Origin of the sequence: Vibrio sp. Isolate23, from assembly GCF_022398095.1 — a bacterium.
GTDB lineage: Bacteria > Pseudomonadota > Gammaproteobacteria > Enterobacterales > Vibrionaceae > Vibrio > Vibrio coralliilyticus_A.
Genome location: NZ_JAKEUV010000002.1, coordinates 146,195 through 161,117 on the forward strand (window position 1 = coordinate 146,195; position 14,923 = coordinate 161,117).

11 protein-coding genes and 1 pseudogene are annotated in these 14,923 nt (G+C 42.0%); 7 read left to right on the top strand and 5 right to left on the bottom strand.

From position 1 onward, the window contains the following. Positions 1-567 precede the first annotated feature (567 nt). Positions 568-1,440, top strand: a complete 873-nt coding sequence (locus L1D31_RS07730; protein ID WP_239836514.1) for a hypothetical protein — start codon at positions 568-570, stop codon at positions 1,438-1,440. A 128-nt stretch (positions 1,441-1,568) separates the two neighbouring features. Here the strand turns inward: L1D31_RS07730 and L1D31_RS07735 are convergent, their stop codons facing one another. Together L1D31_RS07735 and L1D31_RS07740 are read right to left on the bottom strand one after the other, a co-directional pair. Then, positions 1,569-2,603, bottom strand: coding sequence for an HD domain-containing phosphohydrolase (locus tag L1D31_RS07735; protein WP_239836515.1), 1,035 nt, complete (start codon positions 2,601-2,603; stop codon positions 1,569-1,571). Further along, positions 2,593-6,351 (bottom strand): response regulator, encoded by a 3,759-nt coding sequence (locus tag L1D31_RS07740; RefSeq protein ID WP_239836516.1) that lies wholly within the window; start codon positions 6,349-6,351, stop codon positions 2,593-2,595. Before L1D31_RS07740 ends, L1D31_RS07735 begins: the two co-directional genes overlap by 11 nt. Before the next feature lie 487 nt (positions 6,352-6,838). Between L1D31_RS07740 and L1D31_RS07745 the strand changes: the two genes are divergently transcribed. Beyond that, positions 6,839-7,015: a hypothetical protein gene (locus L1D31_RS07745; protein WP_239836517.1), complete on the top strand. Its 177-nt coding sequence runs from the start codon at positions 6,839-6,841 to the stop codon at positions 7,013-7,015. Between the two features lie 655 nt (positions 7,016-7,670). Here the strand turns inward: L1D31_RS07745 and L1D31_RS07750 are convergent. After that, positions 7,671-8,141, bottom strand: a pseudogene (locus L1D31_RS07750) (BCCT family transporter); the annotation flags it as partial. 346 nt (positions 8,142-8,487) lie between these two features. Between L1D31_RS07750 and L1D31_RS07755 the strand changes: the two are divergent. Then, positions 8,488-8,769 carry a phage antirepressor N-terminal domain-containing protein gene (locus L1D31_RS07755; RefSeq protein WP_345772834.1) on the top strand — a complete coding sequence of 94 codons (282 nt, stop codon included), beginning with the start codon at positions 8,488-8,490 and terminating at the stop codon, positions 8,767-8,769. A 129-nt stretch (positions 8,770-8,898) separates the two neighbouring features. On the opposite strand, the gene L1D31_RS07760 is transcribed toward L1D31_RS07755, so the two are convergent. Beyond that, positions 8,899-9,273, bottom strand: coding sequence for a hypothetical protein (locus L1D31_RS07760; RefSeq protein WP_239836520.1), 375 nt, complete (start codon positions 9,271-9,273; stop codon positions 8,899-8,901). A gap of 502 nt (positions 9,274-9,775) precedes the next feature. On the opposite strand from L1D31_RS07760, the gene sbcB reads away from it, so the two are divergent. The 4 genes from sbcB (at position 9,776) to cdd (ending at position 13,523) form a co-directional block, all read left to right on the top strand. Continuing rightward, positions 9,776-11,200: an exodeoxyribonuclease I gene (gene sbcB / locus L1D31_RS07765; RefSeq protein ID WP_239836521.1), complete on the top strand. Its 1,425-nt coding sequence runs from the start codon at positions 9,776-9,778 to the stop codon at positions 11,198-11,200. A gap of 143 nt (positions 11,201-11,343) precedes the next feature. Continuing rightward, positions 11,344-11,709 carry a CidA/LrgA family protein gene (locus L1D31_RS07770; RefSeq protein WP_239836522.1) on the top strand — a complete coding sequence of 122 codons (366 nt, stop codon included), beginning with the start codon at positions 11,344-11,346 and terminating at the stop codon, positions 11,707-11,709. Further along, entirely contained in the window at positions 11,709-12,386 is a 678-nt protein-coding gene (locus L1D31_RS07775; RefSeq protein WP_239836523.1) for a CidB/LrgB family autolysis modulator, read from the top strand. The genes L1D31_RS07770 and L1D31_RS07775 overlap by 1 nt, the downstream gene beginning before the upstream one ends. A gap of 249 nt (positions 12,387-12,635) precedes the next feature. Beyond that, entirely contained in the window at positions 12,636-13,523 is an 888-nt protein-coding gene (cdd, locus tag L1D31_RS07780) for a cytidine deaminase (protein ID WP_239836524.1), read from the top strand. Positions 13,524-13,571: 48 nt separating this feature from the next. Here cdd and L1D31_RS07785 read toward each other — a convergent pair whose 3' ends face one another. After that, positions 13,572-14,777 carry an HD-GYP domain-containing protein gene (locus L1D31_RS07785; protein ID WP_239836525.1) on the bottom strand — a complete coding sequence of 402 codons (1,206 nt, stop codon included), beginning with the start codon at positions 14,775-14,777 and terminating at the stop codon, positions 13,572-13,574. Positions 14,778-14,923 lie beyond the last annotated feature (146 nt).

Below are 14,923 nucleotides of genomic sequence, written 5' to 3' on the forward strand. Positions count from 1 at the left end.
CAACAAATTTCCTGCAATCCAGCGCTTCCTGTTTGCCTTGTCTCATCCTCAGTGGTCTAATACCTGAGTGAATTTCAAAGACTTGGTAAAGAGATAATGCAACAAGAGCATCAACCTACGTTTTTCTTCTTCGATTACGAAAATGAAACTGTAAGAAACTGATATTTATATATTTTATTTTTAAATATAAAATTATGAGACACTAGATAGACGCAATAAAACAGCTATATTTTGGTCTTATAAGTAACTTCTAGACAGGAACGGCTTAGGGTATTCGTACGAAACAGCCTACTTCTGATAAATTCCGTTTAGACAAAGTGGCTAAAACCATTCAGCATCAGATGCAACCAAACCTAGTCTCAGCCTGCGAAATATTATCAAACTAACTACCTGAGCCTTCACAATACCAATCCTAGTGATTTGGAGCACTAGCCCTTATCATATGAGTTGACCAGCTTCTAGGCTTGCTCAATCAATATATTTTTGATTGCAACTTTATAAATATCAGTACCATAGCGAACGACAAATATATAGACTCTATTGGTATTCATTTGGAGGAGTAACTTAGTGCTGATGATCAATTATTGGACACAGATCCAGAAAGACTGCTATGAGTTAGTACATGAATGTATCTATTGGGGTAAGAGTTGCTTAGCATCTTTACGTGAGAACATTACATCTCCAACGAAGCTGTTTGACACATTCATAAAAACCGCTACATCTATCTCCGCAATAGCTCTAATCGGTACTTACTTCGTGATGATGGCAGTTAAGCCTTGGTATGATGGTGGAGGAAATTGGCTATATGTTCATGACGTTTGGTCAAACTGGCAAACACTTAATGCTGCTATGATCGCCTTCTCTGCCAGCTTGGTTGCTGTATATGCAGCCAGATATAGCGAGGAAAAAAAGCGCCAACGCCAGTTAATTGCAGCAAGGGCGATGTTACCCCAAGCATTATCAGATTTCACTGAGCACACTACGAATTTAGCCAACTTCTATATACAGACCTACGATTATTGGCGAATTGATCAGACGACCCGAGACGAAAAACCAGTTCCCCCCAAAGCAAGCATCAATGATGCAGTCACCATATTCTCAAACTGTATGCAACATACGAATATTGAAGTGGTTGAGATAATGGCCAAGGTATTAAGTATGAATCAATATATATCCGCTAGAGCACAGAGCGAATACAAGGACACCAACCTAGTACGTAGAGCGTCGTGGAGATTTAATATAGAATCTCAATTATGCGAATTAGGTGAAATGCAGGCCTTGATAAATAGGATGTTTAGTTACGGGCGTGAGCTACAAAGCGATCTTGACCTCACCAACTTAACTGAACAGGAAATAAGTCAAGGCATGAGAAATATCAATATTGTTAACTGCCCTGCTGCATATGAGTATTTAGCAGGGAAGTTTGGGAGCACTCCTTAGAACAATACTTATGCCTGATTAGTAGTTTGGCACGAAGTTGGACATTTCTGTGTCAGTGATTTTAATAATTTAGCAATTAATAAATAACTACAGGTATTGAAAAGTCGCTTGATGAAGGTCCAGTCTGTCTAGAGCAGAACACTGTCAGATGAGGTCTGATTAGTACGCTTTAGCGTCTTCTCTTTTTTATCCCATTTCGCTTTAATTTCTTTTATCTCGTCGATATGAGCGATAAAAATATCGACCAGTCGCTTTTCCAAATGCCCGATAGACATTTCACTTAATGTTTCTAGGACCTTAGGTATTGGCCATGCTTCTTTGTAAGGACGCTTCATAGTCAAAGCATCAAACACATCTGCTACAGCAACGATTCTTGCGGATTCTGGGATAGCGTCGCCAGCGAGTCCTTCTGGGTAACCACTCCCATCCCACTTTTCATGGTGGCCCAACGCAATCTCTGCCGCTAGATTAAATAATTTATTGTCACTTTTACTTAATATATCGTAACCAATTTGCGAATGTTTTTTCATCACCGCCCACTCGTTTTCGTCTAGCTTGCCCGGTTTTTTTAAAATCGTATCTGGTATACCGATTTTACCCGTATCATGCATCGGTGCTGCCATTTCTAATAATTCACTGTCTTCCCTACTCCAGCCAGACCAGAAGGCTAAGTATTTGGCGTATTCAGCCATTCGCCAGATATGAACCCCAGTATCGGTATCGTTAAAATGCCCTGCTTCCCCTAGCATGTGCAATGCCGAACGCTGACTATCTTCCAGTTCAGAGGCTTTAACCAGTGATAAATGAGTGTGAATCCTTGCTTTTAAGATCGGCTCAGAAATAGGTTTAGAGATATAATCCACACCACCGACTTCAAATCCCTTGTTCTCATCAACTTCACCCTTAGATGCGGTAACAAAAATTACTGGGATATTTTTTAGGTCATCACGTTGCTTGATTTTTCTGGTGAGCTCAAAACCATTAAGATCTGGCATATCCACATCCACCAAGATTAAATCTGGCTGATGTTTTACTGCACTCTCAAAACCAGAAATACCACCATTGGCATACTTAAGGATATAGAGTTCTTCTAGGAAGCTGCGCATCAACGCTAAGTTCACCGGTTCATCATCAATACATAGAATGGTTTTTCTAAAAGGCATGTTTGTACCCACTGTCCAAATAGTGCTTCACTACGTCTTCTGCACGACGAAATTGGAACTGTTCAACCTCAGCTGTAACTTGATCTACCACCTCTTGAGGCAACCTATTCACGGCCACACTTAGTGCCTGTTCAATTTCGCTCAAATCATCACTATCGAGCGCCGTTAGCAGCTCACCTAATGCAGCGCGTTGTCCATCATTGTCATAGCGTATATCAGCCGACGATTTAACATCGCTTATTTCTGGCTGTAGAGAGGTGATGTATGCTTGCGCTTCTTCAATTGATCTGGCTAGAGATCGATTAATCGAATCCAATGCCTTATCGCTGATACTCTCTGAAAGCTCAATTTCTAATTCGGCTTGTCCACTTACTTCCATCAACTCATTCATACAGAGAGCCCCTGCAACTCCTCTCAGCTTATGCAGTAATGAACGTGCGCTTGCCCATTGATGTTTTAAGGTATGCTCTTCCAAGCGCTGGGCCGCATCTGCATGGTTTGAAACGAAAGATTGAAGTTGCTTTAAATAGTTATCCTCTCTTTTCCACACCTTCAGCCCTTGGGTAATATTCAGCACCAATGAACTATACGAGTCGCCTTGGTTGACTGGATTATTATCCGCATGGCTTTGGTCAAGTTTCGTGTCTACCACATCAACCTTTTCACTATTTTCCTGTTTTGGCGTCCACTTGAGTACTTCTTCAATCAGTTGCTCCACATCAAACGGCTTGGACACAAACGAACTCATTCCCGCATTTTTTGCGTTTTGCTGATGAACTTTAAACGCACCAGCACTCAATGCGATGACTGGGAGATCAACCAATGTAGGGATAGAACGAATTTTTGCAGTCGCTTGATAACCATCCAAAACGGGCATTTGAATATCCATAAGGACAAGGTCGAACGCCTCAGGTGATTGCACCAACATATCCACCGCCTCTTGGCCATTTTGGGCAGTTGTTATAGAAGCACCTTCATCTTCTAAGATAGTTTGGGCGACTTCTCGGTTGATTTCGCTATCATCCACAACCAGAATGGAACGATTTTTTAACCGCTTGAAAGAAGCGAGCTGACGATCATTAGATGTTTTTTCAACGAGACGTTTATTCGCTGAAAGCACTGCGTTATACAGACTTGAGCTTGTAACAGGTTTAGCTAAAACAACATCTATTACACGATTGGACTGCTCATCAATACTATCTACAAGGTGAGGCGATATAATTAGAATCACCGTCAAATTGACTTCCTCAGACAACCCTTTAACCGCCCGTGCAACTGGTATTCCCCCAGATTCAGGAAGTTGGTAGTCAATCAAGACTGCATCATAGTGATCAACACCTTTTTCGTTGATCAGTTTAAGTGCATCTTGCCCACAACCTGCGGAATTAACTTGCCAGCCAATACTCGACGCGATATCGCACAAAAGCTCACGCGTTGTCGGATGCTGTTCTACGATGAGTAATCTCTGGTAGACCATACTTGGCAACGAGTTACCTTCCTTGTTATTGACTTCGAAAGGTAGCTCAAAATAAAACTCACTTCCCTTACCAAATTCACTAGTCAGTTGTAGTTCTCCTCCCATCAAAGAGGTCAGTTTTTTACTTATCGTTAACCCTAAACCCGTACCACCGTACGTACGTGTAGTTGAGCTATCCGCTTGAGAAAACTCGCTAAAAATATGCTTTTGTTTCTCAGGGGGAATACCAATACCTGTATCCGTGACGCTAAACCTCAATTTCGTTTTACCCTGATTAGTTAACTCACCGACAGATTCAACTTTGAGTACAACTTCCCCTTCATCGGTAAACTTAAGCGCGTTGCTAGCTAGATTAATCAGTATCTGTCTGAGCCTAAGTGGATCCCCTTTTAGAAACTCAGCTTCCGGAGGCAAGGCTGAGATAACAACTTCAACCGGTTTTGAGCCGACTGCTGTGGACATAATACTGGCAACGTTGTCGATCACTTCAGTCAACCGAAATGGAACATTTTCGATTTCAAGGCGGTTTGCTTCAATTTTAGAGAAGTCCAAAATATCGTTAATAATGCCAAGAAGTGACTTACCTGCATCATGAATACGCTTAACCATATCTAGCGACTGAGGTGACAACTCCTGTTTTTTCAACAAGTAAGCCAGACCTAAAATCGCGTTCATTGGGGTGCGAATTTCGTGACTGATATTGGCGACAAAATCCCCCTTCGCTTTGTTCGCGGCAATGGCTTTGTCTTTAGCCAAACGTAGTTCAGAAGTTCTGTCTAGCACCGTTTGTTCTAGAGATTCATTCACTTCCAACAATTTCGACGCTGTTTTCTTCTGTTCCGTCACATCGCGCATAATGCCCGCGACACCAGAGATCGCATTGTCCTTATTGACAATTGGCGACAGAGTAATAGAGACATCGAGCTTATCTCCGTTACGCTTGTTTGCGACGGCATCAAACGAATCCACCACACCTCCGGCAAAGATGTCGATGAGCTTTCTTTGCATAGGCTGCGCGGAGTCATGAGAGAAAACCAATTCAAACAGATTTTTGCCTTGCGCGTAACTGGCGGTAAAACCAAATATCGTTTCAGCCGCATGGTTCCAGCTTTTTACTATTCCGTTACGGTCAACACCGATCACGGCGTCGTAAGAATTCTTGACGATGGCTTCAAATTCAGATTGCGTATCCAATAAGGTAAATTTCTTGTTGAGAAATATATGAGCGACAAAGAGAAACCCGCTAATAAGGATGAAAAGAACCGCCAAAACTGCGTATAAAGGGAGTGACTGATTGGCGATTGATTGCTCTATAACGGATAACGGCGTGAGAAGTACTAAACGTATCCATCTATGCTCTTCTAAGCGACCGAGTTCAATATTCTTTTGCGTGAACATAATTTCATCTTGTAGAAGTTCACTTTCTGAATACAGCGCATTCGATGGATATAGGTTCGCAACACTGTCAGAAAAATAACTGTCCCATGTGTGTTGATGGCCTAAATCAGTCGCCATTTCCATATTCGAATCAGGGCCTAATAAGAACTCGCCGCGGCTATTCAATATGTACGCCTGTATATCTGAATTGAGATTTTCTGAAAACAGATCGAGTAATGCATCCGCGTAATAGTTGATGACCAACAAACCAAACAACTGTCCTTTATCATCATGTACGGGATATAAAAATCGAATCGTTTTAGTGTAAGGGAACGAAACTTTTCCGTACTCACGATTCAGGTTGATACCAGATTTGTAGATTTCATTCGGAAGGAGTTTTGTTCCGGCTTGGTAATAATCAGATTTGCTCTTGTTCTGCAGTTTGTTTGACGGCACTATCTCAGCCGACCCCCCCGCTCTGTCTACACGAACGATTTCCATTCCTTTATTTTTCACACCGATATATCGAATCTGAAAAATGTCGCTGTTGTTCTCTATGTAACCTTTAAAAATTGTATTTAGGCGATCAATCCAAAGTTGAGATGTCGTACCATCAAATGGGTCAACACCAGCATTTTCGTCAGCACGTACGATTCCCTGAATGGGCGGTGTTGAATATAGAAAGCTGATTTGTCTCTGCCAATCGTTTAGCTTACGTTGCAAAGTATTTTGTCTGCTGGAAAGCTCATTTGCTAAGTCTGAGGCGTACTGAGCTGTTGCCTGCTGAGAAATATACTCTTTAGCGCCAAAAGCAAGCGCAATACACAAGCCGATGGTGACACATAACACTAACAATAGGGATGATTTTAAAGTTTTTTGATTGCTAAGGTGCATATCAGCACGCTCCCTAGTAGTCCACTAAATTGACGATGATTGTGTAAAGTCGCGATCAGATTTTTCTAGGGCAACAGACACAAGCACCATCACACATTATGTAACCAGTAGAATAATATTAGACAGGGTTCATAATTTTGCATACGAAAAATATGCAATAAAGATCAATTTGTTTACAAAAACTGCAATCTACACAAAAGTTAGGCTATTTCTGGTTTAGATTGTAAGGTTCAGTGAGCAAACTCTAAAGCGGCTAAGGCATCTGGGGCGGGAGTACTTTCTGGTAAAGCATTTTAAAGACCGTTGCTGGCGACGCAAAAACGTGTGCTGGCAATCCAGTTTGTCTGATACCACACTCCTCCTCTTCAGCTGAACGCATTCAATATTTGTATGGCAACTTGGTGCGTGGATTCAATCAATCTTCACTGTTTCTAACAAGACCTTTGCAAATCCTGACCCTCATTTTTATGGCTACATTCGAGAAACGGTGTGTGACGCTCAAGGCGAATTTGAATTTGGCAATATCCCGGATGGCACCTATCACATCACCACACACGTCCTATGGAAAGTGTCTGCTGATGCTTATCCAATGGAAGGTGGCGCACTTATGAAACGAGTTAACGTGCCTAGTGGAAGCAATCAGAAACATACTCTAAGCCATTAATGTTACGAGATGATGCGACAAAATCACTTGGTGATCACATCTTCTATGGTGTACCTCAAACCGATTTTTGGACATTGTCAATTTAGCGGCGACGGCCAAAATCCACCCATCGAATAACTTCTAGTATCACAAAGCGCAATTGGGCACCGCTTATCGCAGTACCTGAGATGCAAGCTTTTGGACATTTTTGAGTTACGAAAAATTAAATATTAGCAACTCATGAATAACTACAAGTATGGCAAGTCTAGTCGCATGATAGCAGACTACTCATTTCTTTCAGCTTGCTGTTTTAGTATTGCTTTCAATTCCTAAACCTCTGCTCTGAGAGCATTCACCTCTTCTAAGATCTGAACCTCCACCTTGCGCTCGTTAGTGGTCAACATAAAGTTTGGCAGTCACATTTAGTAGGGCTCAGAAAGACCTGAAACGTTGGTGGACAAAAGTGAGTCAGTGACTATTTTAATTTAGCAAATCACTGATAACTCTGTGTATGGAAAGACACTTAAACCGGTGTCCAACCTTTTATGCAGATATATAAGGGATGTATGGACTTTTGAGTGAAAAGTAGCTCTAAGGAGGAACTTGAAAGTGAGGAGAGCTGTATAGTCAGTGAATCGTCTATATTATTGATCTTACGTAATCTAACTCAATATGATTACTTACCACCATGGATGACTTGAGTTTTCCTATATTCATATTCAATCTCCGTTTGCTCTGCTTTTCTAATCACTTCATCCAATTCCGCTCCTCTCGTTTTGGTTGCCGGAGCATATACTTCAAGATACACAGATTCCATAAACCCATAACTCATCATCGTTACCATAATGGCAAAAGGACATCCCATAATAACGAGTAGTGATTGAATAGCTGTCATACCTCCACTCATTAACAACAAGCTAGTGATACCTGAAATAGCAATTACCCAGCCAATGCGTTGTGAAATCGGAGCATTGTCTTCGTCCTTTGATGTCAGTGTATTGATAACAAGCGTGCCCGAATCAGAGGTCGTGATAAAGAATACGAAAATGCTGAATAGTGCTAGGTAAATAGGCAGACTCCAATCAGATACCAACTCAAAAAACTTAAACCGTGCTGATGAAGGGTTTGTCATTACAGCAGTGCTTAGTTCAACAGCGTTTGATAGTCATTCAAGGCTTTACTAAAAATTACCAACCGAACAAAGCAAAGGACCATATTCAATTACTGCTAAACGAACTAGGTCATTCACTAACCATTACCTGGGATCACTACATGTTCCTCAAACAAAATCCTTATCTCTTAGATGTTCAGCCGTTCTTCACAGGAGAGACTGTTGATATACTGAGACTGAGTTTTGATACATAAGCTCTACGCCTCCAAACGATCGGCTATCTACTATCTTTGAGAGATAGCCTTTTTCTACCAGCTGTTGATTGGTGCGTTTTGGTGATTAAAGTCTCTATTGCTACGAGGGCATACATATATCTAATCAAATCACCGTTCCATTCCACGACTCAAATCTTATTATCGTCGAACACAACGGCAAACCTTACCCCCCAATGAAACCTATTGTTGAAGGCATGGGGATGGAAGAAGGACATGTTGTTAGCACGCAAATCGTCCCTGAAGATTCCGTGGTGTTCAGATTAGAAGAAATCCCTAAACTTCTTAGAGAGCCCGGGTACTTTACCGTGGATCAACTTAAGGAAGTCGCAAATACTGCTGTAGAGAAAATTACTGAAGTGGCAAACAGCTCATTGAGTTTACTAAGATAATCAGCTTCAGCGGGTGGATACAATGCTCTCCCGTTCTCTCGCACAATCTAGGCTGGTGAAGCTTTGCTCAGCTTCACCGCTGTTACTAAGATGTCTTCCTTTCACTAGATTCAAAGTCCATAACTTCAACTACATATCTATAATTCTTGCCACGCAAGTGTCGAGATACTTAAAAGAATCATCCACGTGAACAGTAATTTCTTGTCCACTCAATCTTGCGGCAAGTACTAAAGAAAAGAGATCAGATTCAGCATTTCTAGCAATAACTAATGCGGTACCATTATTACAGGAAGCCGTCGTACGACAACTGCCAACTGTAACGTCGGATTCCAAACAAAACCAACTAGCGCCATCCCATGATGCACCAGTTAAATACTGATGTGTCCGTAGCTTTTGGACCTTACCAGTAATTGAACCTGAAGCGGCCAACACATTGAAGCTTTGTAAAGTCAAAGCGGATAAAAGGCATGTGATAAAACAAGATTTTAATAAAATTTTTCTCATGATAATCTATCTCTTCTAATTCAAATAACAGCTACTAGACAGAAACTACACATTTTTAATATGAATACTTACAAGTCTTTATATAGCCACGTTTATTTACTTGAATATTAACAGTGGTTTAAACCACTAACAATGCTAGCCAAACTTAAAGAATAGAATTTTCTATCCAGCGAGAATTTCTAATGAGCATTCGAAATCATGTATGTATACTCTATCTCCCATCTTGATTACCCAAGTATTGAGTAACTAAACTCTACTCCGCCATTTGTTGTGTCGTCACAATCTCTCCAATTTTGATCGCATCAAGCACTTTAAGCTGTGTTTTGGTTGGCTTCACTCGCACCACCTGGTGAGGACAATTGCGCGCAGCAGTTATAAGAACCTCGTTTAACACCTTTTTCTAAGCCAACAAATTTCCTGCAATCCAGCGCTTCCTGTTTGCCTTGTCTCATCCTCAGTGGTCTAATACCTGAGTGAATTTCAAAGACTTGGTAAAGAGATAATGCAACAAGAGCATCAACCTACGTTTTTCTTCTTCGATTATGAGACGTGGGGAACCAGCCCAGCAAAAGACAGACCGTCTCAGTTTGCGGGAGTACGTACCGATATGGACTTCAATATCATAGGTGAACCTCTTGTTATCTACTGCCAACCACCCTCAGATTATCTTCCTTCACCAGAAGCTGCGCTGATCACAGGTATTACACCTCAAGTTGCGGAATCGAAAGGCCTGCCAGAGCCTGAGTTTATCGCCAAAATTCATGAGCAATTATCCACCCCCAACACCATTAACTTAGGTTACAACAGCATTCGATTTGATGACGAAGTAACGCGATACACCTGTTACCGGAATTTCATCGATCCATATGCGTGGAGCTGGCAAAACGGCAACTCTCGCTGGGACTTACTTGATGTCATGCGTGCCTGTCACGCCCTTCGCCCAGAAGGCATTAATTGGCCAGAGAATGACGAAGGTTTTATCAGCTTTAAGCTAGAGCACTTGTCCGTTGCCAATGGCATTGAACACGAGAATGCACACGATGCGATGGCTGACGTTATAGCAACGATTGAAATGGCTAAAAAGGTGAAAGCCGCTCAGCCTAAGCTCTTTGATTATTTCCTTAGTATGCGCCACAAGCGAAAGCTGAACGAACTCGTCGATATCGTGAATATGACACCGCTTATGCACGTATCGGGTATGCTGGGCCATGAATGCAATTACACTAGCTGGGTGGTTCCGGTCGCTTGGCATCCAACCAACCAGAATGCGGTGATCGTGGTCGATTTAGCGAAAGATCCTCAGCCGTTGTTGGATTTAGATGTAGGACAGCTTAATGAGCGTCTCTACACCAAACATTCTGAACTTGGCCCAGACGAACTGCCTGTACCAATCAAACTTGTCCATCTCAACAAGTGCCCTATTTTGGCTCCAGCCAAAACATTAACTGCTGAGAATGCAGCTAACATAGGCATTGACAGAGAAAAATGCTTACAAAACCTTGAGAGACTTAGACAGCATCCAGAGATTAGAGAAAAACTCAATTCGCTATACAGTATCGAGAGAGAATACGAAAAGAGCGATGATGTTGATACTATGCTTTACGATGGTTTCTTCTCTCCTGCGGCAAAGCAATCAATGGATATCATACGAGAAACTGAACCAAAGAATCTTTCCGCCCTTGATATCTCATTCAGTGACGACAGAATTGCTCCGCTTCTATTCCGCTATCGCGCCAGACATTTTCCGTGGACATTGGACGAGAGTGAACAACAAAAATGGGCGGCACATTGCCGTGAGTACTTTGAAAGCCGAATTGAAGATTACATGTTGAATTTGGAAAACTTAGTTCACGAGTATGAAAGTGACGAAAAAAAGATAGCTATCTTAAAATCTGTTTACCAATACGTTCAAAAGCGAGTATCTTAAACAACTTATTGCCTGCACCCTATAACAGTTAGGCCTCATCACACTATAAAAATACCACCTTGCTGAGGCCTGTGAATACACTGAACCTACGTTTCAGTGTATTCACATATGCAAAAGTTGATTAAATTTGGACGACACCACCTATGGCGAAAACCTTGCTTAAATACGTCGTATCTATGGGGCTGATTTTTCTTTGCCTCATGGCAGGCATTAATATTCAAAACCTTCTAGATATCTCAATTCCGGGCAGCATCATTGGCATGTTAATCTTGTTTTCACTTCTTGCCAGCGGCCTAGTACCAGTGGAATGGGTACGCCCTAGCGCCACTCTGTTTATTCGATACATGGTACTGCTCTTTGTTCCAATCAGTGTTGGATTAATGGAACACTTTGATCTACTCCTCAACAACGCGCTTCCGATTCTTGCTAGTGCAGTAGGTGGCACTTTCATCGTACTGGTTTTATTAGGACTCATGTTGGATAGAATGCTCAAGCGAGGTGACCAATAATGTGGCTACTCGTAACAATTGTCGTTTTTCTGTCTGCACGCTGGCTCTGTCAAAAGATCACTAGTCCGTTTATGAATCCTCTACTGATCAGTCTGGCAGTGATGATCCCTTTACTCACCCAGCTCAAAGTACCGTTCGAAACTTATTACCAGGATAATGAGTGGATTAATTTTCTGCTACAGCCTGCCGTTGTTGCCCTCGCATATCCCCTATACGAGCAGCTTCCTCAAATACGAGCTAACTGGCGAATCATCATTCTGGCCTGTGGTGTCGGTAGTGTCATGTCGATGCTGACCGCCACGGTTATCGCATCCTACATGCAGACAGACCTCTCATTGATCGCCAGCTTATTAGGTAAATCTGTAACAACGCCAATCGCAATGGAAGTATCAAGCCATTTAGGTGGCGAACCTGCTATTGCCGCTATTTTGGTGCTATTGGTTGGGTTGTTTGGTGCGATTCTGGCCTACCCTATTTATAATGTATTGAACATTACTCATCCCATTGCCAAAGGCCTCACCATGGGCACCGTTTCTCATGCATTGGGGACCGCAACCTGTGCAGAAAAGGACGCACAAGATGCAGCCTTCAGCTCATTGGCACTCGTGGTCTGTGGCGTAATTACCTCAATTCTCGCCCCATCATTCTTCGCTCTCGCGATCTGGCTCGCTGCATAAACCTCCGCGTCGGATAGCGTATCTACGCATTCCGACGTACATCACCTAAACCTTCACTGCAATCGTTATCATGTGTGACATCACTCTAATTGTGTAACAATAAAATCCATTGCAATTTTTATTGTGACAATGATCTCAGTAAAGTTTTCTGCGTTACATAAAATGAAATACCAGTATCAGGGTAAGCCACTCTAAAAGTAACTCAGGCAGACCCAAAGATATTCATTATTGCTTAAACAAGGATTCAATATGAGAAGCCGCATAGAACAAGCGCTGTCTGAAGCGCCAGATAAAGTCGCAAAGTTCCTTTCTCCTATTTTGTTAGCGGATGATTTTGATGCAACCCTCTCTTCTGAACAGTTTGCAGAGCTACTCGCTATTTCTGATCTACAAGATGATGAGCTGAGAGTGGCACTGCTTCCCTTAGCCGCGGCTTATTCTTATGCTCCGATTTCAAATTTTTATGTAGGTGCAATTGTTCGTGGTCTGTCAGGAAGACTTTACTTCGGTGCAAACGTTGAAATTTTAGGCGCGCAACTTGGTCAGACCGTACACGCAGAGCAATCAGCGATTAGTCATGCGTGGATGAAAGGCGAACAAGGTATCTCGGACATTACAATCAACTTTAGTCCTTGTGGTCACTGTCGCCAATTTATGAATGAATTGACGACAGCTGGTGAATTGGCGATCCAACTTCCTCAACGTGATGAGAAAACCCTTCAAGAGTATTTGCCTGAATCATTTGGGCCTAGTGATCTCGGTATCGAATCAGGTTTAATGGCAGCCGTTGACCATGGAAAGCGATGTGACGAGTCTGATGAAGTCGTCCTCAAAGCATTAGATGCGTTGAATAGAAGTTATGCGCCTTACACTCACAATTTAAGTGGTGTTAGCATCAAGCTAAAAAGTGGAAAAGTGTATCAAGGTGCCTATGCAGAAAATGCAGCCTTCAACCCAAGCCTACCTCCACTACAAGTAGCATTGATCCAATTACTTCTTGATGGTGAGTCATTCGATAATATTGCCACAGCAGCACTTGTTGAGATGTCTGAAGGCACAATCAGCCACCTTGCCGATACTCAGTCAACGCTGGAAGCAATCAATCCCGATATCCCTGTATCTTATTTGGCTATCTAATAAGGTGATATTCGCAAAAGGCGCTGAGTTAGCGCCTTTATTATTTTCTCACACATCAAAAAATGGGGCGGGATCTACTTCAAGATTACTTGGCGCAATCGCCTTCGCAATTTTATATTGACTGTTCTTGATATCGACGAAACTGACATCAATAAAACGCTTATATTTTCTTGAGTAAAAGCACTTCACTTCTGGCTTTAGAGGTTCATCCGCATTCGATGTCCAAACAATGCCAACCCTACCGTCATTCAGTTCGACTAACGCCCCGACTGGATAGACGCCGATACAGTTAATAAACTTATAAACCAAGTCACGATCAAGATGAAATGGCGTTAAACTCAATATGATCTTAAACGCTTCGGCCGAGCTCATTCCTTTCTTGTAACAGCGATCTGCGGTCAATGCATCATAGATATCCACAATGCAGCTCATTCTCCCATGTAATGGTATTTCATCACCCTTGAGCCCCTTCGGGTAGCCATTGCCGTCTAATTTCTCATGATGCATCAGACAAACATCACGACTGATGCTACCTAACCCCTCGACAGTAAAAATAATCTCTTCAGCATAGACTTGATGCAATTTCATATGCTCAAACTCTTCAGGGGTGAGCTTACCAGGCTTGTGCAGAACTTTATCGTCCACCTTAATTTTACCGACATCATGAATAATACCGCCTATAGCCAGTTGCTTCAGTGTCTCTTTCGGCAAGTCAAGGTGTTTGCCAAAAGTCACCAATAAAGTAGCGACATTGACTGAATGCTCAAGCAAATACTCGTCTTTACTTCTTAGTGCAGAGACGCAGTGCAAAGCATCGGAATCAATCAATACCGCTTCTATAAGATCATTGGCCCAACCATCTAACTCATCAACATGAATCGACTTATCATCAAACGTCTGATTAAGAATTTTTTGCGCAAGACCTTTGGCTTCACGAATGATTTTTGACGCTTTCTTTTGCTTAGAAAAACGGCTCATGGGCTTGCGTTTAATCGGTGTTGGTGACGACTCTTCGTTCACCTTGGGCTTGGCTTCAACCACAGGTTTAAACACACTCCCTTTAGCAGACAGACTTTTATCTACCCACGCGAATTTGATCCCATTCTGAACGAGTTGCTGGATGGCTTTCTTAGAAGAAACTCTACCCGCATTTGCCAAATTAACGCGCTTGTTATCTTCGATTGCCGTAACAAACATCCCAACCATTAACGTATCAATCGGAACCTTTATGGAGTTGTTTGGATCGTACTTCATCTATTGACTATGACAACTATTGTGATTTCTGTAGTTTTATAAATTATAATCACAAACTTATCACTTTACTTAAGCATTCACTCTACTGATATGTCACATAATTAAGATTTTTAACGATGCACACTCAATTCACTCTCTTCCGTTCA

What these genes read in the sequence shown, in the direction of transcription:
- L1D31_RS07760 (WP_239836520.1), bottom strand. Translation starts at nt 9,273, where the DNA reads ATGAGAAAAATTTTATTAAAATCTTGTTTTATCACATGCCTTTTATCC.
- L1D31_RS07775 (WP_239836523.1), top strand. Translation starts at nt 11,709, where the DNA reads ATGTGGCTACTCGTAACAATTGTCGTTTTTCTGTCTGCACGCTGGCTC.
- L1D31_RS07770 (WP_239836522.1), top strand. Translation starts at nt 11,344, where the DNA reads ATGGCGAAAACCTTGCTTAAATACGTCGTATCTATGGGGCTGATTTTT.
- L1D31_RS07740 (WP_239836516.1), bottom strand. Translation starts at nt 6,351, where the DNA reads ATGCACCTTAGCAATCAAAAAACTTTAAAATCATCCCTATTGTTAGTG.
- sbcB (WP_239836521.1), top strand. Translation starts at nt 9,776, where the DNA reads ATGCAACAAGAGCATCAACCTACGTTTTTCTTCTTCGATTATGAGACG.
- cdd (WP_239836524.1), top strand. Translation starts at nt 12,636, where the DNA reads ATGAGAAGCCGCATAGAACAAGCGCTGTCTGAAGCGCCAGATAAAGTC.
- L1D31_RS07735 (WP_239836515.1), bottom strand. Translation starts at nt 2,603, where the DNA reads ATGCCTTTTAGAAAAACCATTCTATGTATTGATGATGAACCGGTGAAC.
- L1D31_RS07785 (WP_239836525.1), bottom strand. Translation starts at nt 14,777, where the DNA reads ATGAAGTACGATCCAAACAACTCCATAAAGGTTCCGATTGATACGTTA.